This window comes from Streptococcus alactolyticus (assembly GCF_012277075.1).
Taxonomy (GTDB): domain Bacteria; phylum Bacillota; class Bacilli; order Lactobacillales; family Streptococcaceae; genus Streptococcus; species Streptococcus alactolyticus.
This window is the reverse complement of the sequence record NZ_JAAXMT010000016.1, coordinates 14,729-34,752: the sequence shown is the minus strand read 5'-3', so window position 1 is coordinate 34,752 and position 20,024 is coordinate 14,729. Positions and strand designations below refer to the sequence as shown.

The 20,024-nt window shown below is 38.4% G+C and carries 17 protein-coding genes, 1 tRNA gene and 2 pseudogenes; 13 read left to right on the top strand and 7 right to left on the bottom strand.

Going from position 1 to position 20,024, the window contains the following annotated elements; genetic code table 11:
* Positions 1 to 858: 858 nt before the first annotated feature.
* The 5 genes from HFK82_RS08140 to HFK82_RS08120 all read right to left on the bottom strand — a co-directional run bounded on the left by HFK82_RS08140 (position 859) and on the right by HFK82_RS08120 (position 2,752).
* Positions 859 to 1,062 (bottom strand): CsbD family protein, encoded by a 204-nt coding sequence (locus HFK82_RS08140; protein WP_154454818.1) that lies wholly within the window; start codon positions 1,060 to 1,062, stop codon positions 859 to 861.
* Between the two features lie 72 nt (positions 1,063 to 1,134).
* Entirely contained in the window at positions 1,135 to 1,692 is a 558-nt protein-coding gene (locus HFK82_RS08135; protein WP_168261410.1) for an Asp23/Gls24 family envelope stress response protein, read from the bottom strand.
* A 14-nt stretch (positions 1,693 to 1,706) separates the two neighbouring features.
* On the bottom strand, positions 1,707 to 1,877 hold the full coding sequence (locus HFK82_RS08130; RefSeq protein WP_168261409.1) for a DUF2273 domain-containing protein: 171 nt from the start codon (positions 1,875 to 1,877) through the stop codon (positions 1,707 to 1,709).
* Positions 1,878 to 1,889: 12 nt separating this feature from the next.
* On the bottom strand, positions 1,890 to 2,456 hold the full coding sequence (gene amaP, locus HFK82_RS08125) for an alkaline shock response membrane anchor protein AmaP (protein ID WP_168261408.1): 567 nt from the start codon (positions 2,454 to 2,456) through the stop codon (positions 1,890 to 1,892).
* A gap of 56 nt (positions 2,457 to 2,512) precedes the next feature.
* Positions 2,513 to 2,752 (bottom strand): GlsB/YeaQ/YmgE family stress response membrane protein, encoded by a 240-nt coding sequence (locus HFK82_RS08120; RefSeq protein WP_168261407.1) that lies wholly within the window; start codon positions 2,750 to 2,752, stop codon positions 2,513 to 2,515.
* Between the two features lie 512 nt (positions 2,753 to 3,264).
* On the opposite strand from HFK82_RS08120, the pseudogene HFK82_RS08115 reads away from it, so the two are divergent.
* The 12 genes and pseudogenes from HFK82_RS08115 (at position 3,265) to HFK82_RS08060 (ending at position 16,568) form a co-directional block, all read left to right on the top strand.
* Positions 3,265 to 5,028 (top strand): annotated as a pseudogene (locus HFK82_RS08115) (oleate hydratase).
* A 231-nt stretch (positions 5,029 to 5,259) separates the two neighbouring features.
* A pseudogene (locus HFK82_RS08110) lies at positions 5,260 to 5,715 on the top strand (hypothetical protein).
* 485 nt (positions 5,716 to 6,200) lie between these two features.
* Positions 6,201 to 6,273: transfer RNA gene (locus tag HFK82_RS08105), tRNA-Thr, on the top strand.
* 188 nt (positions 6,274 to 6,461) lie between these two features.
* A complete protein-coding gene (gene rpmB / locus HFK82_RS08100; protein WP_168261406.1) occupies positions 6,462 to 6,650 on the top strand; it encodes a 50S ribosomal protein L28 in 189 nt (62 codons plus the stop codon).
* A gap of 212 nt (positions 6,651 to 6,862) precedes the next feature.
* Complete coding sequence (locus HFK82_RS08095) at positions 6,863 to 7,228, top strand: Asp23/Gls24 family envelope stress response protein (protein WP_154454823.1); 366 nt, start codon at positions 6,863 to 6,865, stop codon at positions 7,226 to 7,228.
* Entirely contained in the window at positions 7,228 to 8,895 is a 1,668-nt protein-coding gene (locus tag HFK82_RS08090) for a DAK2 domain-containing protein (RefSeq protein ID WP_168261405.1), read from the top strand. The genes HFK82_RS08095 and HFK82_RS08090 overlap by 1 nt, the downstream gene beginning before the upstream one ends.
* Before the next feature lie 177 nt (positions 8,896 to 9,072).
* Positions 9,073 to 10,782, top strand: a complete 1,710-nt coding sequence (gene ilvD, locus HFK82_RS08085; protein WP_168261404.1) for a dihydroxy-acid dehydratase — start codon at positions 9,073 to 9,075, stop codon at positions 10,780 to 10,782.
* 122 nt (positions 10,783 to 10,904) lie between these two features.
* A complete protein-coding gene (locus HFK82_RS08080) occupies positions 10,905 to 12,608 on the top strand; it encodes an acetolactate synthase large subunit (RefSeq protein ID WP_168261403.1) in 1,704 nt (567 codons plus the stop codon).
* Positions 12,601 to 13,083: an acetolactate synthase small subunit gene (gene ilvN / locus HFK82_RS08075; RefSeq protein WP_154454825.1), complete on the top strand. Its 483-nt coding sequence runs from the start codon at positions 12,601 to 12,603 to the stop codon at positions 13,081 to 13,083. The genes HFK82_RS08080 and ilvN overlap by 8 nt, the downstream gene beginning before the upstream one ends.
* Positions 13,084 to 13,151: 68 nt before the next feature.
* Positions 13,152 to 14,174, top strand: coding sequence for a ketol-acid reductoisomerase (gene ilvC / locus HFK82_RS08070; protein ID WP_168261402.1), 1,023 nt, complete (start codon positions 13,152 to 13,154; stop codon positions 14,172 to 14,174).
* Positions 14,175 to 14,285: 111 nt separating this feature from the next.
* A complete protein-coding gene (gene ilvA / locus HFK82_RS08065) occupies positions 14,286 to 15,536 on the top strand; it encodes a threonine ammonia-lyase IlvA (RefSeq protein WP_168261401.1) in 1,251 nt (416 codons plus the stop codon).
* Between the two features lie 147 nt (positions 15,537 to 15,683).
* Positions 15,684 to 16,568, top strand: coding sequence for an SPFH domain-containing protein (locus tag HFK82_RS08060; protein WP_168261400.1), 885 nt, complete (start codon positions 15,684 to 15,686; stop codon positions 16,566 to 16,568).
* A gap of 49 nt (positions 16,569 to 16,617) precedes the next feature.
* Here HFK82_RS08060 and HFK82_RS08055 read toward each other — a convergent pair whose 3' ends face one another.
* Both HFK82_RS08055 and HFK82_RS08050 read right to left on the bottom strand, forming a co-directional pair.
* A complete protein-coding gene (locus tag HFK82_RS08055; protein WP_154454829.1) occupies positions 16,618 to 17,358 on the bottom strand; it encodes an amino acid ABC transporter ATP-binding protein in 741 nt (246 codons plus the stop codon).
* The gene (locus HFK82_RS08050) at positions 17,358 to 18,929 is read right to left on the bottom strand and encodes an ABC transporter permease subunit (RefSeq protein ID WP_168261399.1); all 1,572 of its coding nucleotides are present in this window, start codon (positions 18,927 to 18,929) and stop codon (positions 17,358 to 17,360) included. The genes HFK82_RS08055 and HFK82_RS08050 overlap by 1 nt, the downstream gene beginning before the upstream one ends.
* A 221-nt stretch (positions 18,930 to 19,150) precedes the next feature.
* On the opposite strand from HFK82_RS08050, the gene HFK82_RS08045 reads away from it, so the two are divergent.
* Positions 19,151 to 19,990 carry an undecaprenyl-diphosphate phosphatase gene (locus tag HFK82_RS08045; protein ID WP_168261398.1) on the top strand — a complete coding sequence of 280 codons (840 nt, stop codon included), beginning with the start codon at positions 19,151 to 19,153 and terminating at the stop codon, positions 19,988 to 19,990.
* The last annotated feature ends 34 nt before the right edge of the window (positions 19,991 to 20,024 follow it).

The window sequence follows — 20,024 nt, the reverse complement described above, 5'->3', positions numbered from 1 at the left end:
ATAAATCCATCTTGTTGGGAACCCTTGACGGTAAACATCACTAAACCAAAATAGCTATTAAAAAAGTCTACTAACTGTGGTCCAGTTTTATAGGTAAATAATTCTGTTTCATCTCCACAGAGTATTTTTGCAAGTGTTTTGTAAAATTCTGGGTTGATCAATAACGATACCCCTATATAAATAAGCTAATGGATTTATTATAGCATTATAAATAAAGAAGACTATCTTTGTAATACACTTACTTAATTTTTTATATATCAACAATTTATTTGGTCAGTTTAATTTGCTTAATTGACAGAAAAATGAAAGATATCATTCAATCAGACCTATTTATTTTTTATGAATAAGTTGTTCAAGCCTGCTAAAGGTTGATATAAAGCTATTTATAAATTATTTGGAATCAAACCGTGTCCAATCAGATTTTACGATAAAAAGGTAGAGTTTAAACTGAAATATAGCAATATACTGCATTTAGCAAAAAGAAAAAACGCTTGAAATTAGCGCTTTTCTTATGTATTGATTTGTATTGAATGCTTACTTAACCTCATTCTGAGGTACAGTAAAATCTGTACTTTTGTTTTTTTAAAAATAATATAAAAAGCACTCTAGCTTCTATAGTTTAAACAAAACTACAGATTTTAGAGCGCTATTGCCATAAGAAGGAATATACATATGAGGTTAGAAAGGATCTCAAAGTAATCTAAAGAAAGCTGATTTTTACCTGATTAATATTGTAATGTTAAGGATTTGTCATAGTTTTTGGTGTTGTTTTAAAAGTGAGTAGTTAGGACTACAACAACCTTAAATTTCTTGTAGAGTAATCCCATGTTTTAAGTAAAAAATCAACCGATTTTAGAATTATTTATCGTCCTTTTTAACCATATTTTTAACGCCTTCAATTGCTCCTTCAACAGCATCTTTGGCATCTTTGGCAACTTCTTTAACTTTTGAAACGCCTTTTTCAGCAGCTCCTTCTTTTTCGGTTTTTTTATCATCAGTTACTTTTCCGACACCTTCTTTAATAGCACCTTTAGCTTGATTAAGTTTTTCTTCTACTGACATAGTGTTACCCTCCATTGGTAAATTAGATTATTGAAAATGAATGTTTTTAAACTTTTTTAGGCATAAAAGAATTTAGTGAACTCTTGGTTCTGCTTTAGCAGTCTCTTTAGTATCTTCGGCAACTCCTTTCACTTTTTCCTTTGCAGCCGAGAGGCCATCACTCAATCCCTCTTTTGCGCTTTCAAACTTATCGGAAGTAAATTTACTTGTTGATTCAACAACTCCAGTTGCTCGATCTTGCAGGCTTACTGAGTCTGCTTCATGTTGCTCTTTAGTCTTGATATCAACAACATCTACATTAACTTCAACCACTTCCAAATTAGTCATATTAGAAATTTCTGAAACAACAATCTCTTTGATTTTCTTGTATAATTCAGGAACATTCTTTCGATATTCGACAACTACTTTCAAATCCACAGCAACTTGCTTTTTACCAACTTCAACATTGACTCCGCTTGCAACGTTATCAGTATTGATAAGTTTTCCAGTTAGTTTTGAGAAAAAGCCGCCATCAATATCCAGTAAACCCGGAACATTTTCTAAAGAAAGACCAATAATTTTTTGAATGACTATATCTTCATAGGTCAATTCGCCTTTTACTTCTTTTACTTTTTGTTCTACATTTGACATATAAATCACCTTTACTATTTAAATAATTGTTTTTGTTGAATATAATATCCAATTCCAACACCTAGAGTGGCGCAAATCAAGACAAATAAACTCTTAAAAAAACCATAGGATAGGATGAAGCACGCTAAGATAGCACCTGCCAATCCGGAAAGAAATAGATATTGGTATTTTTTAAACCATTCCATTTTTTTACTTCCTTACTCTACACGACTAACAGTTTTTTTACGCGGTGGTTTAGGCTTGTATTCTTTTACAGAAATATACAGTTTTACACGATGATTCATTCCAAAAAACTGTTTCAATCCATCCGCTATCTCATCTTTAATTAATTGAGTTCGTTTAATAATGTTGTCTGATGGAAGCATTTGTCCTTCTACATGAACTAAACATTTATTCTTACGACAGTTTACCTTAATAGTAGGATCCTTTATAAAATTGTGATTAGCAACCACACAACGTACAAATCCTTCAATAGCAGAATTTTTTAATTTTAGGTTCCCATCGGCATCAGGTAACTGAATCTCTAAATATTGTTTAGGATAAAAGAGTGTAACAAGCATTAGAAACAACACTACAGCTGAAAGTACTAGAGCACCCCAGAAAATATATCTTGAAAGATAAAATTCTAAAAAGGAATTTTTATTCCAACCAACTAAATGCAGTCCTAAGCCGCTGACTTTATGATAATCTAGCAAAATAGGAATCAAAATCGTCAAGATTAAAATACATAAAATAAGGTAAAATATTTTTTTGTTTTTTGACATATTGAATCCTTTCATCAATAGAATTTGAATCTATTCCTGTCAAGAAAGGTTCAAGTTCAATCTTTTTTCCCTAGGAAAAATGATACTACTGAAACAACAATAACCGCTCCTAAGATTGATGGAATTAATGCCATTCCAGCTAGACTAGGTCCCCATGCACCGAAAAGTGATTGTCCAACAGATGAACCGACTAAACCTGCAAAGATATTAGCGATTATTCCCATGGAATCTCCCTTTTTAGTGATTCCACCTGCAATAAGACCGATAAGTCCTCCTACGATAATAGCCCAAAGCATAATGTCCTCCCCTTTCTAAATTGTGGAAAGTTAGATTATCTGGAAAATCAAATAATCTAAAGAGTTATATTTTAGCTAAAGTATTTTTTATATTAATCTTAACAATCATAAGATTAACATAAGATTAATATATATATAGTATAGGTTAATAAAAATGATAAGTCAAATAAAATGATCGCGCTTACAAAAAAATAGAATGAAATCTGTTAATCGTTTTGCAATCGATTGCATATATTTACAAGTATATTTCTGATACGATTCTTGTTATTTTTTGAACAGTTTTGTAAATACTCTTCATTTATTCTACCTTATTTGATAGTAGATTTAAAACTTTGCAACAGAACCAAAAATATAACTCATTTTGTGTCTAATGATTTGCCTTTAGTACAATAGACAAATGTGTTGATTTGTCTAATAGTTTCGAAAGGGTTTTCTTTATAAGAAGTAATGAAAAGCCTATAATCAAGTTAAGAAGGATGTTTATTTAGTGTCTATACAAAGGAGGCCCATTTGTGTATTACAGTAACGGAAATTATGAAGCTTTTGCACGTCCAAGAAAGCCCAAAAATGTGGATCAAAAATCAGCGTATATTATTGGAGGAGGGCTGGCCGGATTGGCGACCGCTGTTTTCTTGGTGCGTGATGGACAAATGTCCGGGGAAAAAATTCATATATATGAGGAATTGCCTACTCCGGGTGGATCGTTAGATGGAGAAAAGCGTGCCAATATCGGCTTTGTGACACGTGGTGGTCGAGAAATGGAAAATCATTTTGAAACTATGTGGGACATGTATCGATCAATTCCTTCTTTAGAAATTGAAGATGCCTCTTACTTAGATGAATTTTATTGACTAGATAAAGATGATCCAAATTCATCTAATACTCGCCTAATTTATAACCGGGGACAACGCGTCCCAACGGATGGCCTGTATACTTTGGACGAAAAACCTAAAGAATTAATAGATTTAGTTTTAACCCCTGAGTCAAAACTGGGTAAGACGACTATTGAGGAATTTTTCTCAAATGAGTTCTTTGAAAGTAACTTTTGAATGTACTGGGCAACTATGTTTGCTTTTGAAAAGTGGCATTCTGCAGTTGAGATGCGTTGATACACGATGCGATTTATTCATCATATTGATGGACTACCTGATTTTAGCGCCCTAAAGTTCAATAGGTACAATCAGTATGAGTCTATGGTTCTACCAATTATAAAGTATTTAGAGTCATATAATGTCGAATTCATCTATGATACACAAGTTAATAATGTTGTGGTAGATTTTGAAAATGACGAAAAAATTGCCAAAAAACTCGTGATCCAGGATGGTGATGATGTTAGCCTATCACGTGATGATCTTGTATTCGTTACAAATGGTTCTATTACAGAAAGTTCAACATATGGGAGCCATGATAAACCCGCTCCTATATCAAAAGAGTTGGGTGGTAGTTGGTCACTGTGGAAGAATCTGGCAGAACAATCTAATGATTTCGGTCATCCAGAAGTATTCTATGATAACCTACCTGAAAAAAGTTGGTTCGTGTCAGCGACAGCCACTATAAAATCACCAGAAATTGACCCCTACATTGAACGTCTAACCAATCGTGATTTGCATGATCACAAAATCAATAGTGGTGGAATCATTACCATAACCGATTCGAACTGGTTGATGAGTTTTGCCGTTCACAGACAGCCACATTTCAAAGAACAAAAGGAAAATGAAACAATTGTATGGATATATGGACTATATTCAGATACCAAAGGAAATTTTGTTGATAAGACCATTGTAGAAAGTTCTGGGGAAGAAATTACGCAAGAACTCCTTTATCACCTTGGGGTCCCTGAGTCCAAAATCAAACAATTGTCTAACCAAAACAATATAAATACCGTTCCGGTATTTATGCCATTTATTACATCATACTTTATGCCCCGCGTTGCGGGTGATAGGCCAGATATTGTTCCTAAAGGGTCTGTTAATTTAGCCTTTATTGGTAATTTTGCAGAGTCACCTAGTAATGACACCGTGTTTACTACCGAATATTCAATTAGGACAGCCATGGAATCTGTCTATACTTTACTTGAAGTTGAACGCGCTGTTCCTGAAGTTTATGGCTCTATTTATGATATTCGAGAACTACTTAAAGCCATCTACTATATGGGAGATAAAAAAACCATTGATGAGGCTAATTTAGGAATCCCTAAATTAGCTAAAGTAGTTCTAAAAAAGAAGATAAAGGGAACGTTTATCGAAGAGCTACTTACCGAGAGTAAATTACTATAAAACGTGGTAGCTGTTAAAACTCTCTGAATTATCAAAAACTGTTGCAAATTATTATTAATGCGACATATTTCGATATATAATAAGTTTTTCATTTTTGAAAAAGACTTGATGATTATATTTCATCGAGTCTTTTTTATAGTTACGTATTTTTTAAGAAATAACCTGATTACGGGAAAATGTATATGGGAAGTCCGGACTGCTTTATTTCTAAATCATAATCCGAGATAATCATTGGGAACTCTAACATTTAAAGTAACCACAATACTAGTGAGTAGTAAAATTCAATCATTAAAGGAAAAACGTAATGCCGATAAATTACGAAACACTTATGATGAAATTGTAAATGAGTTGCTTTCGAAACGAGAACAGGCAATCAGAATTGCTCAGGCATATAAAGAAGAATATGAAAAAGTACATATTGATGATAAAGATATTGAGTATTTGCACAATACTTTAGAACGGGTTATTTCTCTACTATCTTCATTTACTAGTGTTGAAGATGGGAAAGAAGATTCAATGAAATAATTAGTTGCTTTACTTAACAAGGATACTTTAAAGACTATGCAATTATTGGGATTTAATTACAAGGAGGCAATAGGGGAACCTCTAACGGAGGTTTGTTCAAATGTTATAAGAAATAAATTAGGAGGTCTATCATCTAAGAAAAACGTACGTAACAAAAAATAATTTAACTAACGGTGTGAACTTTTAGTATTTATCAGCTCAATTCTTTGTAATTTTGGGGTAAAATTCACACCATTCAGATAAAATTAGTTGAAATTGATTGAAATAACACTTTCAGAAAAGCGTAGAAATGTTTGATATTAAAGACTTTTGAAATTTAGTCAAACAAAAGTTGTTCAAACCAGGTCTTACGATTTGAGGCAAATTTAATTTAATATTTTGCCTCAAATTAGACACACTTTTTATAGTACTAAGAGAAATAATGAAGTTCTCTTCCTATTAATGTGGTTGTTTAAAATCTTAAATATAGCATTTTATGGTGTAATGGGAAGTATGGCGAATAAATCAACTATGTTCAGCAAACAAAGCTTAATTAGTGATTGAGTTTTAAAGAAAGAAGGAGTTCTATAACTCTTTCTTTTTTTGTTTGTCAGAAAAGGCTAAAAAGTGTTGACAAATGTCATCAAAGTGATATAATTTCCACGTTAGCCGATTTAGCTCAGTTGGTAGAGCAACGCATTCGTAACGCGTAGGTCGCAGGTTCGATCCCTGTAATCGGCATGGAAATGCTAATCATGATAACAGTTAGACAAATCCATAGAAGATTTTCTATGGGTTTTCTCATGGGTAGAAATGCTTAAAAATAGATTTTATTGTCTAAAATAGTTGCGAAATGAGTCCAGATATGTTATCATTTTATGGTATGTGGTGTAAAGCACCTATAATCTAAGTAGGAGGAAGCAGATAATATGGCTAAGGTTTGTTATTTTACAGGGCGTAAAACTGTATCAGGAAACAATCGCTCTCACTCAATGCGTAAAACAAAACGTGCAGTTAAACCAAATCTTCAAAAAGTAACTATTCTTGTTGATGGAAAACCTAAAAAAGTTTGGGTTTCAGCACGTGCGCTTAAATCTGGTAAAGTAGAACGCGTATAAGCGTATAAATGAAACAGTATAGACAAACATCGCTTGGTGTTTGTCCTCTTTTTTTATAAGCGAGAAATTGAGTCGCTATTTGACGCTGAAAAGGCTTAAATGTGGCAAAAAGGGATTTTCTCGCTTTTTATCCCTAATTATTCTTGCTTATTTTTTACAAGACGGCTGATATATGGTAGAATAAACTGATAAAAACTTTTGAGGTAGTGAATATGACTGTGAAAATTAATACAAAAGATGGTCAAATTGAGTTATCCGACGATGTGATTGCAACGGTCGTTGGTGGTTCCGCAACAGAAATTTTTGGTGTTGTTGGTATGGCAAGTAAAAGTGCCCTTAAAGATAATTTTCAAGCACTTCTACGCAAGGAAAACTACGCAAAAGGTGTTGTTGTCAAATCAACAGACAGTGGTATTTCAGTAGATGTCTATACCGTGATGTCTTATGGTGTCAAAATTTCTGAAGTATCAAAGAACATTCAAGAACGAGTTAAGTTTAACCTTGAAAACCAATTGGGGCTTTCAGCAGATACGGTGAATGTTTACGTACAAAATATTAAAGTTGCAGGAGAAGATTAGTGTCAAATATTACAACCAGTTTATTCCAAGAGATGGTTCAGGCTGCTAGCACACGTCTTGGAAATCAAGTAGAATATGTAAACTCTCTCAATGTTTTTCCTGTTCCAGACGGGGACACAGGGACAAACATGGGAATGACGATTGAAAATGGTGCCAAAGAAGTTGCAGATAAACCAGCAACTACCGTTGGAGAAGTCGGACAGATTTTATCTAAAGGGCTTTTGATGGGTGCGCGTGGGAACTCTGGCGTTATCACATCACAATTGTTCCGTGGTTTCGGACAAGCGATTAAAGATAAAGAAGAGTTAACTGGTCAAGACCTAGCACACGCCTTCCAATCTGGTGTTGAAGTGGCTTACAAAGCCGTTATGAAACCTGTTGAAGGAACGATTTTGACAGTTTCTCGTGGTGCTGCAACTGCCGCTCTTAAAAAATCTGAAGAAACAGATGATGCGGTTGAAGTTATGCGTGCAGCCGTTGATGGTGCCAAACGCGCCTTGGCTAAAACCCCAGAAATGCTTCCTGTCTTGAAGGAAGTTGGCGTAGTGGATTCTGGTGGTCAAGGTCTTGTCTTTATCTATGAAGGTTTCTTATCAGCTTTAACAGGCGACTACATCGCGTCTGAGGACTTTAAGGCAACACCAGCAACAATGACCGAAATGATTAATGCAGAGCACCACAAGTCTGTTGCAGGACACGTGGCGACTGAAGACATCCAATTTGGTTATTGTACAGAAATCATGGTGGCTCTTAAACAAGGTCCAACTTATGTGAAAGAATTTAACTATGAAGAATTCCAAGCTTATTTGAGTGGCTTGGGAGATTCTCTTCTTGTGGTCAATGACGATGAAATTGTTAAAGTTCACGTTCACACGGAAGACCCAGGTCTTGTCTTGCAAGAAGGGTTGAAATACGGTTCTCTTGTTAAGGTCAAAGTGGATAATATGCGTAACCAACACGATGCCGTTTTAGAAAAAGAAGAACAACAAGTTGCTGCTAAGCAAGAAGAAAAAGACTTTGCTATTGTGGCTGTTGTAGCAGGAGACGGTTTGGCAGAAATCTTCAAATCACAAGGTGTTGACTATGTGATTTCTGGAGGACAAACCATGAACCCATCAACAGAAGACATTGTCAAAGCTATTGATGCGGTTAACGCGAAAAACGTGATTATCTTGCCAAATAACAAAAATATCTTCATGGCGGCACAATCAGCAGCTGAAGTGGCTGAAATTCCAGCAGCTGTTGTTGAAACACGCACAGTGCCACAAGGTTTCACTAGCTTATTAGCCTTTAACCCTGAACAATCTCTAGAGGAAAATGTGGCAGCTATGACTGCTAGCCTTTCAGATGTTGTTAGTGGTAGTGTGACTCTTGCTGTTCGTGACACGTCTATCGATGGTCTTGAAATCCATAAAGACGACAATCTTGGTATGGTTGACGGTAAAATTGTAGTGTCAAATCCAGATGTGACAGCTACTTTGAAAGCCACATTTGCTAAAATGATTGATGAAGATAGCGAAATCATTACGATTTATGTCGGTGAAGATGGTAGCCAAGACTTAGCTGAAGAAATAGCTGATTACCTTGAATCAACATACGAAGATATCGAAGTTGAAATTCATGACGGTAAACAACCCGTTTACCCATACTTGATGAGCGTTGAATAAGCTTATTTGATAAATGGATAAAAGGAAGCATTTCGTTGCTTTCTTTTTTTGTGTCTAAATACCAAAATCTAATAAAAAAGAAAATTTAAAACAAGCAAAATTTTCTGAATATTCCCTTGACTTTATTTTATAAAATGTTAACATGGATTGTAAGATTTAAAGGATTGGAGAAAACAGATGAGAAGTGACATGATTAAGGTAGGTGTGGATAAAGCACCAGCCCGTGGTCTTCTTTATGCAACCGGGCAAGTAAAATCAGCTAAAGATATGCAAAAGCCATTTATTGCCATTTGCAATTCTTACATTGACATTGTTCCTGGGCACGTGCATTTGCGTGAATTGGCAGATGTTGCCAAGGAAGCTATCCGTGAAATGGGTGGTATTCCTTTTGAATTTAACACCATTGGTGTTGATGACGGGATTGCTATGGGGCATATTGGGATGCGCTATAGCCTTCCTTCTCGTGAAATTATCGCGGATGCTGCTGAAACGGTTATCAATGCCCACTGGTTTGATGGTGTTTTCTACATTCCAAACTGTGATAAAATCACGCCAGGTATGATTTTGGCTTCTCTTAGAACCAATGTGCCAGCGGTCTTTTGTTCGGGTGGTCCGATGAAGGGCGGTGTTGATATGACAGGGCATCAAGCGACCTTGTCAAGCTTGTTTGAAGCTGTAGGAACCTATCAAGCTGGCGATATGACCAAAAAAGAATTGGATTATTTGGAGCAAAATGCTTGTCCAACTTGTGGTTCTTGTGCAGGAATGTTTACGGCAAATTCGATGAATTCTCTAATGGAAGTGTTGGGGCTTGCTCTTCCTGGAAATGGAACTGTTTTGGCAGTGTCTGACCAACGTCGTGAATTGGTGCGTCAAGCAGCTAAACATTTGATGGACAATGTTAAAAATAATGTGCGTCCGCGTGATATCGTGACCAAGGAAGCTATTGACGACGCTTTTGCACTGGATATGGCCATGGGGGGCTCAACCAATACCGTTCTTCATACCTTGGCTATTGCGCGTGAAGCAGGTATTGATTACGACTTGAAAGACATCAATGAAATCGCCAAGAAGACACCTTATCTGTCTAAAATTGCCCCATCAAGTGTTTACACCATGCACGATGTGCAAGAAGCAGGTGGTATTTCAGCTATTATTAACCAGTTGATTAAGAAAGGAACGATTAAAGGGGATCGCATCACTGTGACTGGTAAAACCTTAAAAGAAAATGTTGCTGGTGCTGAAATCAAGAACGAGGAAGTCATTCATTCGATTGAAAATCCTATTTCGCCAGTAGGTGGCTTGTCTATCCTTTATGGTAATATTGCTCAAGATGGTGCCGTTATAAAGGTTGGTGGGGTTGATCCATCTGTTAAGACTTTTCGAGGCAAAGCTATTTGTTGTGACTCGCAAGATGAAGCCCTTGAATTGATTGACAATGGCACGGTTAAAAAAGGTCACGTTGTGGTTATTCGCTACGAAGGCCCTCAAGGTGGTCCAGGGATGCCTGAAATGCTGGCGCCAACTTCTAAAATCGTTGGGCGTGGCTTGGGTAAAGATGTCGCCTTGATTACAGATGGTCGCTTTTCTGGAGCTACTCGTGGTATTGCTATTGGACACGTGTCACCAGAGGCAGCAGAAGGTGGAAATATCGCTTTGATTGAAGATGATGATGAGATTAGCATTGATTTGACAAATCGTACCTTGAATTTGTTGGTGGATGATGCAACCTTGACAGAACGTCGCAAACATTTGAAACCATTTAAATCAAAAATCTCAAGCGGCTGGCTACGTCGCTACACGGCTTTTGCGTCGTCTGCAAACTTTGGTGGTTCTATGATGACCCAAGAAGAATTTGAAGAACGCAAGGCAGAACGTGAGGATTAGTCCCTAAATACGATTATAATATTTTAAAACTTTAGCTTGCTTTTATTTTTTTTAGTGGTATGATAGATACAATAAGTTGGAATTTTTAGATAATTCAAAATATACTTGAAAAGGAGGTCCTTGTGAAACAGATTAAGTTAACTGAATCCAAAAATGGATCAGAATTATTATTGGAAACCTTAGCTAGTCTGGGGATTGATACCGTCTTTGGTTACCCTGGTGGAGCTGTCTTGCCTCTCTACGATGCCATTTACCAATTTGATGGTGTTCGCCATATTTTAGCCCGTCATGAACAAGGAGCCCTCCACGAAGCGGAAGGTTACGCCAAATCAACGGGGAAAATTGGGGTGGCTATCGTGACCAGCGGACCAGGTGCGACAAATGCCATTACTGGTATTGCTGACGGTATGAGTGATAGCGTGCCAATGCTGGTCTTTACAGGTCAGGTTGCTCGTTCTGGTATTGGAAAAGATGCCTTTCAGGAAGCGGACATTATTGGTATTACGATGCCCATTACCAAATACAATTACCAAATTCGTGATGTGGCGGATATTCCTCGTATTATCACAGAAGCGGTTCACATTGCAACAACTAGTCGTCCAGGTCCTGTTGTGATAGATTTGCCAAAAGATGTTTCAGAAATGAAAACAAGCTTTTACTATGACCCTGAGGTGACCCTTCCAAGTTATCAGCCAACGATTGAACCCAATGCCCTTCAGGTGAAGAAAATTTTAACGCAACTGAAGAAAGCTAAAAAACCTTTGATTGTTGCGGGTGGTGGCGTTAATTATGCCAATGCAGCAGAAGAATTGCAGGCCTTTGCAGAACGCTACAATATTCCCGTAGTGTCAACCTTGCTAAGCCTTGGTGTGATGCCAATTGAACACCCTCTGTCTTTGGGGATGGGAGGAATGCACGGTTCTTATGCTTCCAATATGGCCTTGATGGAATGTGATTTTATGATTAATTTTGGTTGTCGCTTTGCTGACCGTTTGACGGGAAATCCTGACACTTTTGCATCAGATGCGGTTGTAGCCCATGTGGATATTGACCCCGCTGAAATTGGGAAAGTGGTCAAGACAAAGATTCCGATTGTAGGCGATGCCAAAGCTGCTTTGCAGATTCTTCTTGAGGCAGAACCTGTCAAAACTCGCCACGAAGATTGGACTGATTCAGTTCTTGCCAACAAAGCCAAAGCACCATTTAGTTATAAATTTGAAGAAAATATTATCAAACCTCAGCACGCTATCGCAACGATTGGTAAGATTACCAAGGGTGATGCGATTGTGGTTACCGATGTTGGGCAGCATCAGATGTGGGCAGCGCAATTTTACCCATACAAAAATGCACGACAACTCATCACCTCAGGCGGCTTGGGAACGATGGGATTTGGCATTCCAGCAGCTATTGGAGCGAAATTAGCCAATCCAGATAAAGAGGTTATCCTTTTTGTTGGCGACGGTGGTTTCCAAATGACCAACCAAGAATTAGCCTTATTAAATGGTTACGGTGTTCCAATAAAAGTGGTTTTGATGAACAATCATTCGTTGGGAATGGTGCGTCAGTGGCAGGAGTCTTTCTATGACGAACATCGTAGTGAATCGACTTTTGATGACGAGCCAAATTTCCAATTATTGGCTGAAGCTTACGGCGTTAGTCATTACAAATTTACCAATCCAAATACCTTGGAGAATGATTTGACGATTATTACGGAGAATAGGCCGATGTTGATTGAGGTCGCTATTTCAAATCGTGAGCACGTTTATCCGATGGTTCCGTCTGGTAAATCAAATAGTGAGATGTTGGGGGTGACTTTCAATGCGTAGAATGTTGACAGCAAAACTCCAAAATTCAACTGGTGTTCTAAACCGTTTCACTGGTGTTCTTTCACGCCGTCAGGTCAATATCGAATCCATTTCCGTTGGTCCGACAATGGAACCAGATGTATCTCGCATTACGATTATTATTGACGTGGCGAATTTGGAAGAAGTGGAGCAAATCATCAAGCAACTCAATCGTTTGATTGATGTCCTGCGTGTTCGTGATATCACGGATATTCCACATTTGGAGCGTGAGGTTATTTTGGTGAAATTGACCGCTCCAACGAGCAAACGTGCTGAAATTCTTGCAGTCATTCAGCCGTTTCGAGCGAGTGTGGTCGATGTGGCTCAAAAATCAATCACCATCCAAGTCACAGGCGATGCAGATAAAATCGAAGCTTTGATTCGCGTGATTAAGCCTTATGGCATTCAAAATCTTGCTCGTACTGGTGCAACAGGATTCTCACGGGATTTATCCTAAACAATTAACCAAGTTATCAACAAATGCCTAGGCATTTAGATATAAAAATGAAGAAAGAGAGATAAAACATGGCAGTAACAATGGAATATGAAAAAGACGTAAAAGTAGCAGCACTTGATGGGAAAAAAATTGCCATTATTGGTTACGGTTCACAAGGTCATGCGCATGCGCAAAATTTGCGTGATTCAGGTCGTGATGTGATTATCGGTGTTCGTCCTGGCAAATCATTTGACAAAGCCAAAGAAGACGGGTTTGATACTTATGAAGTAGCAGAAGCAACTAAATTAGCTGATGTTATCATGATTTTGGTACCAGATGAAATCCAAGCAGACCTTTATGCTACAGAAATTGCACCAAACCTTGAAGCTGGAAATGCCCTTGGTTTTGCTCATGGTTTCAACATTCGCTTTGAATACATTAAAGCTCCTGAAACAGTTGACGTCTTTATGTGTGCCCCTAAAGGACCTGGTCACCTTGTTCGTCGTACTTACGTTGAAGGTTTTGGTGTGCCTGCTCTTTATGCCGTTTACCAAGATGCTACTGGTCACGCCAAAGAAATTGCCATGGATTGGGCGAAAGGTGTTGGAGCTGCGCGTGTTGGCTTGCTTGAAACAACCTTTAAAGAAGAAACAGAAGAAGACCTTTTTGGTGAACAAGCTGTTCTTTGCGGTGGCTTAACAGCCTTGATTGAAGCAGGTTTTGAAGTGCTTACAGAAGCAGGCTATGCTCCTGAATTGGCTTACTTTGAAGTTCTTCATGAAATGAAACTTATCGTCGATCTTATCTACGAAGGTGGTTTCAAGAAAATGCGTCAATCAATCTCAAACACTGCTGAATTTGGTGATTACGTATCAGGCCCACGTGTTATCACTAACGAAGTGAAAGAAAACATGAAAGCTGTTCTTGCTGATATCCAATCAGGTAAATTTGCTGAAGAATTTGTCAATGACTACAAATCAGGTCGTCCAAAATTGGAAGCTTACCGTAAAGAAGCTGCGGAACTTGAAATAGAAAAAGTGGGTAGCGAACTTCGTAAAGCCATGCCATTTGTTGGGCAAAATGATGATGACGCGTTCAAAATTTATAACTAATTTTTGAAACGGCTCGCTTTTTAAAAGACCGATGGTTGTCATCGGTTTTTTATCTATGTACTGGATTCCTGAGGGAACGTGAGACATTTGGAAGAATAAGAAGGTAGGATTATGATTGTAGCAAAGGATGTTGTCCGTGCACATACGGTCTTAAAAGATGTTGTGGATCGGACACCACTGGATTTTGACCGTTACCTGTCGGAAAAATACGGTGCAACGGTTTATCTCAAACGTGAGAATATGCAAAAAGTGCGTTCCTTTAAAATTCGTGGGGCTTATTATGCTATCCATGGGTTGTCTGAAGAGGAAAAGCAGCGAGGCGTTGTTTGTGCTTCTGCGGGAAACCATGCCCAAGGGGTTGCGTTTACTTGTCACGAGATGAAAATTCCAGCCACTATTTTTATGCCAGTGACAACGCCTCAACAAAAAATTGGGCAAGTTAAATTTTTTGGTGGTTCTTATGTGACCATCAAATTGGTTGGGGATACCTTTGACGCCTCGGCTCAAGCGGCACAAGAATTTACCAAGGCAGAAGGCATGACCTTTATCGACCCTTTTGACGATGATAATGTGCAAGCAGGTCAAGGAACAGTGGCTTATGAAATTTACGAGCAAGCCCAAGAAGAAGGTGTTGTTTTTGACCAAATTTATGTGCCAGTTGGTGGCGGTGGCTTGATTTCGGGGGTAGCAACCTACATGAAAGATGCGTCACCTGAAATTGAAGTTGTCGGTGTTGAGGCAGCAGGGGCTCGTAGTATGCGGGCTGCATTTGATAAAGGACGTCCTGTCAAATTAGAAGAAATTGATAAATTTGCGGACGGCATTGCTGTGCAAAAAGTTGGGGAAAAGACCTTTGCTGTTGCGCGTAAATATGTGGATAAGTTGGTCGGTGTGGATGAAGGTTTGATTTCAGAAACCTTGATTGATATGTATTCTAAGCAAGGAATTATCGCAGAACCTGCAGGGGCAGCTTCCATTGCGGCTCTTGAAGTCATGAAAGAAGATATCAAAGGCAAGACGATTGTCTGCATCATTTCAGGCGGAAATAACGATATCAATCGTATGCAAGAAATGGAAGAACGTGCCTTGATTTATGACGGCATTAAACATTATTTTGTGGTGAATTTTCCACAGCGTCCAGGAGCTTTGCGTGAATTTGTGAATAATATCTTGGGACCTAATGATGACATCACACGTTTTGAGTACATCAAGCGTGCCAATAAAGGCAGAGGACCTGTTTTGATTGGTATTGCACTGAGCGATAAAAATGATTATAATGCTCTGATTGACCGCCTATCTGTTTTTGACCCGTCTTATATCAATCTGCACGGCAACGAAAGCCTCTATAATTTATTAGTTTGACCCAAAAGTTGCTTCCTTGAGGCAACTTTTTTCTACTTGACTTTTTTTGTGATAATCACATATAATTGTATTAATAAGTAAATACAAAAAAGAACGCCTTTTAAAGCATTCATGGGCAAGCCAGAGTTGGCTTGAAAGGAGAAAAGTATGATTTTTATTATTTTAGGTGTTTTAGTGCTACTTGCCTTGGGAATTGTAGCTAGTATGCTTTATGTGGTGCGTCAGCAGACAGTTGTCATCATCGAGCGGTTTGGAAAATACTACACCACCGCAAGCAGTGGCATTCACATTCGTTTGCCTTTCGGGATTGATAAAATTGCTGCGCGTATCCAGTTGCGCCTGTTACAATCTGAAATCGTTGTAGAAACCAAGACGAAGGATAATGTTTTCGTGACCTTGAATGTGGCAACGCAGTACCGTGTGAGCGAGCAAAATGTTATCGATGCTTACTACAAACTCATGCGTCCCGAGGCACAAATTAAGTCTTACATTGAAGACGCGCTTCGCTCATCAGTACCTAAATTAACCTTGGATGAATTGTTCGAGAAAAAAGATGAAATCGCACTTGAAGTGCAACACCAAGTGGCAGAAGAAATGTCCACTTATGGTTATGTCATTGTCAAAACCTTGATTACCAAAGTTGAGCCCGATGCCGAAGTTAAACAATCAATGAACGAGATTAACGCAGCCCAACGTAAACGTGTTGCCGCTCAAGAATTGGCAGAAGCAGATAAAATTAAAATCGTGACGGCTGCCGAGGCTGAGGCTGAAAAAGACCGCTTGCACGGGGTTGGTATTGCCCAACAACGTAAGGCTATCGTGGATGGCTTGGCAGAATCTATTGCTGAACTAAAAGCCACCAGCGTTGGTATGAATGAAGAACAGATTATGTCTATTTTGCTGACTAATCAGTATTTAGACACTTTAAACACCTTTGCCATCAAGGGCAATCAAACGATTTTCCTTCCAAATCACCCCGAAGGTGTTGAAGACATTCGCGCCCAAATCCTATCTGCTTTAAAAGTAAAATAAACAAAATCCCATCACTTTATTAAGTGATGGGATTTCTAGTTTTAGTATATTATTTTAAGAAACGTTGCAAGAATTCTTTGGTACGTTCTTGCTGTGGGTGTTCGAAGATTTGCTCTGGTGTGCCTTCTTCGGCAATAACACCCTTGTCCATGAAAATCACGCGGTCTGACACATCTCTGGCAAATTCCATTTCGTGTGTCACGATAATCATGGTTAATCCAGATTTAGCAAGGTCTTGCATGGTTTTTAAAACCTCTCCAACCATTTCAGGGTCTAGAGCTGACGTTGGTTCGTCAAAGAGCATGGCTTCTGGATTGACAGACAAAGCACGAGCAATTGCCACACGTTGCTTTTGCCCTCCTGACAATTGTTTGGGTTTGGCTTTCCAATATTGTTCAGTCATGCCTACTTTGGTGAGGTTTTCTTTAGCGATTTTTTCAGCTTCCTCACGAGAACGTTTCAGCACGGTCGTTTGTGCAACGACGGCATTTTCCAAAACGTTGAGGTTTTCAAACAAGTTAAAGGATTGGAACACCATTCCCAATTTTTCACGGTACTCGGTCAAGTTGTAGTCTTTGGCAAGAACATCTTGACCATGAAAAAGGATTTCACCTGCAGTTGGTTCTTCCAAAAGGTTAATAGAGCGAAGGAAGGTTGATTTTCCTGACCCTGATGACCCGATAATCGAAATCACCTCACCTTTATTTACTGAAAGGGAAATGTCTTTTAGCACTTCATTTTGACCGTAAGATTTTTTCAAATGTTTGATTTCAATAATCGCAGATGACATTATCGCACCTCCATAGTTTGGTTTTGGTTAGCACCTGTTGTGTAAGTATCGGCATCAAAACGACGTTCAATGAAACGTAAAATACGTGTGACCGTGAAGGTGAGAACAAAGTAAATGATTGCGATAATGGTAAAGGTTTGGAAATATTGGTAAGTCTGAGTGGCAACGGTATTTCCTGAGAAGTAGAGCTCGACAACAGAGATAACATTCAAGACAGAAGTGTCTTTGATGTTAATGACAAACTCGTTACCTGTGGCTGGTAAGATATTGCGCACAACTTGTGGCAAGACAATCTTACGCATGGTTTGTCCGTGGGTAAATCCAAGTGCTGTTGCCGCTTCAAATTGCCCTTTGTCAACGGCGAAGATACCACCACGAACAATTTCACTCATGTAGGCCCCAGTGTTGATAGAAACGATGACAACGGCTGCTAAAATACGGTCAATTGAGATACCGAAGGCTTGAGCAGTTCCGTAATAAATAACCATAGCTTGTACAATCATCGGCGTACCACGGAAAACTTCGATGTAAACATTAAGTACCCAGCCAAAGAGCGTTTGCAAGGCAGCAAGTACTTTATTGCCAGCTTTAGGTGCTGTACGGTAAACCCCGATAAGCAAACCAATTACAAGACCGACCACAGTACCAATGATTGAAATGAAGAGCGTCACACCAGCACCGCGCAAGAATTGATCCCAGTTATTTTTGAAGATCGTCCAGACTTCAGAAAAGAAGTTGCTATCAGCACTGTCACTAGCTTGTTCAGCAGGTTGTTCGTCAATCATTTTGTCCATCAAGTGAACACGTTCATCTTCAGAAATCCCTGCTAAAATGCTATTAACTTTGGCTAACATCTCAGTATCGTTTTTACGCAAACCAACAGCAATAGCAGTATCAGAAGCAGATGTGGTAAATCCTTTGCCGTCAGCAAAAGCAATCATTTTAAAATCACTATTAGCATTTTCAGCTGAGATAGCGTCTGGTCGTTCTGAAATGTATCCGTCAATGATGCCAGATTGCAAGGCTTGACGCATTTGGTTGAAGTCGCCCATAGCCGTTTCTTTAACTGCACCATTGATTTGGTCAATCAGATTGTAAAGGTAAACCCCTTGTTGGGATGTTAATTTGGCACCAGAAAAATCATCTAGCGATGTCGCATTGGCATAATTACCGCTTTTAGATACGACAATGACAGGACGGCTAGTGTAATAACTATCAGAGAAGGCAATTTCTTTTTTACGTTTCTCAGTTGGACTCATTCCAGCAGCAATCATGTCGATTTTTCCAGAGGTCAAAGCTGGAATTAAACCTGTCCAAGTTGTTTTGACAACGATAAGTTTTTTATCCAATCCCTCTGCAATTTTTTTAGCGATTTGAACGTCATATCCATTAGCATATTGGTTTGTTCCTTCGATAGGAACTGCACCATTTGAGTCATCGTCTTGTGTCCAGTTAAAAGGAGCATAAGCTGCCTCCATTCCGACACGAAGATACTCATCTGCGTGTATATGAGTTATTCCACTAAATAAAAACAAAGTGGCTAGAAAACAACTTAAAAGTAACTTTTTCATTTAAGACTCCTGTCTATTCTTATATCAACATACCATTTTACAGGAAAAGGGTGTTGATTTCAATACAGACTAATGTAAAAATAGCATATTTATACAATAAAATATTATTAGGATGCGTTTTATTCCTTGTTAGTAGATGGATTGGCATTCTTTGTTTAGGGGTATTCTAAAAAAACGTTCATTTTGATATAATAAAACAGATATTAAATTTAGGAGGACCTATGTTATTCGTTGAGGTGTTAAAAGCAATCTTCTTTGGTATTGTGGAGGGGATTACGGAGTGGCTACCTGTTTCAAGTACAGGGCACTTGATTTTGGTGCAACAATTCATCAATCTTGACCAAAGCCAAGATTTTATGGATATGTTCAATATTGTGATTCAATTGGGCGCTATTTTAGCCGTTATTGTGATTTATTTTGAGCGTTTGAATCCGTTTCAACCTGGTAAAACGGCACGTGAGGTTCGACTCACTTGGCAATTGTGGTTAAAAGTTGCTGTGGCTTGTATTCCTTCTATTGTGATTGCAGTGCCTCTGGATGATTGGTTTGAGGCACATTTCAATTATATGATTCCTATTGCCATTGCATTGATTTTCTACGGGATTGTCTTTATCTGGATTGAAAAGAGAAATGCCAATGTCACTCCAAAGGTTACTGAATTAGCACGCATGTCTTATAAAACAGCCTTTTTGATTGGGTGTTTCCAAGTCTTGAGTATCGTTCCAGGGACCAGCCGTTCAGGGGCGACCATTTTGGGGGCTATCATTTTAGGAACTAGCCGTTCTGTTGCCGCAGACTTTACCTTCTTCCTTGCGATTCCAACCATGTTTGGTTACAGTGGTTTGAAGGCTGTGAAATTCTTCTTAGACGGCAATGTGTTCAGCTCTAGTCAAATCTTAATTTTGTTTGTAGCTAGTGTGACAGCCTTTATAGTCAGCCTTTACTCAATTCGCTTCTTGACAGATTACGTTAAGAAACACGACTTTACCGTCTTTGGTAAATACCGTATCGTTTTGGGAACCATCTTGATTGTTTACAGCTTAGTGAAATTCATGCTATAAGATAAGGTAAGTAACTCGATTCGAGTTGCTTGTT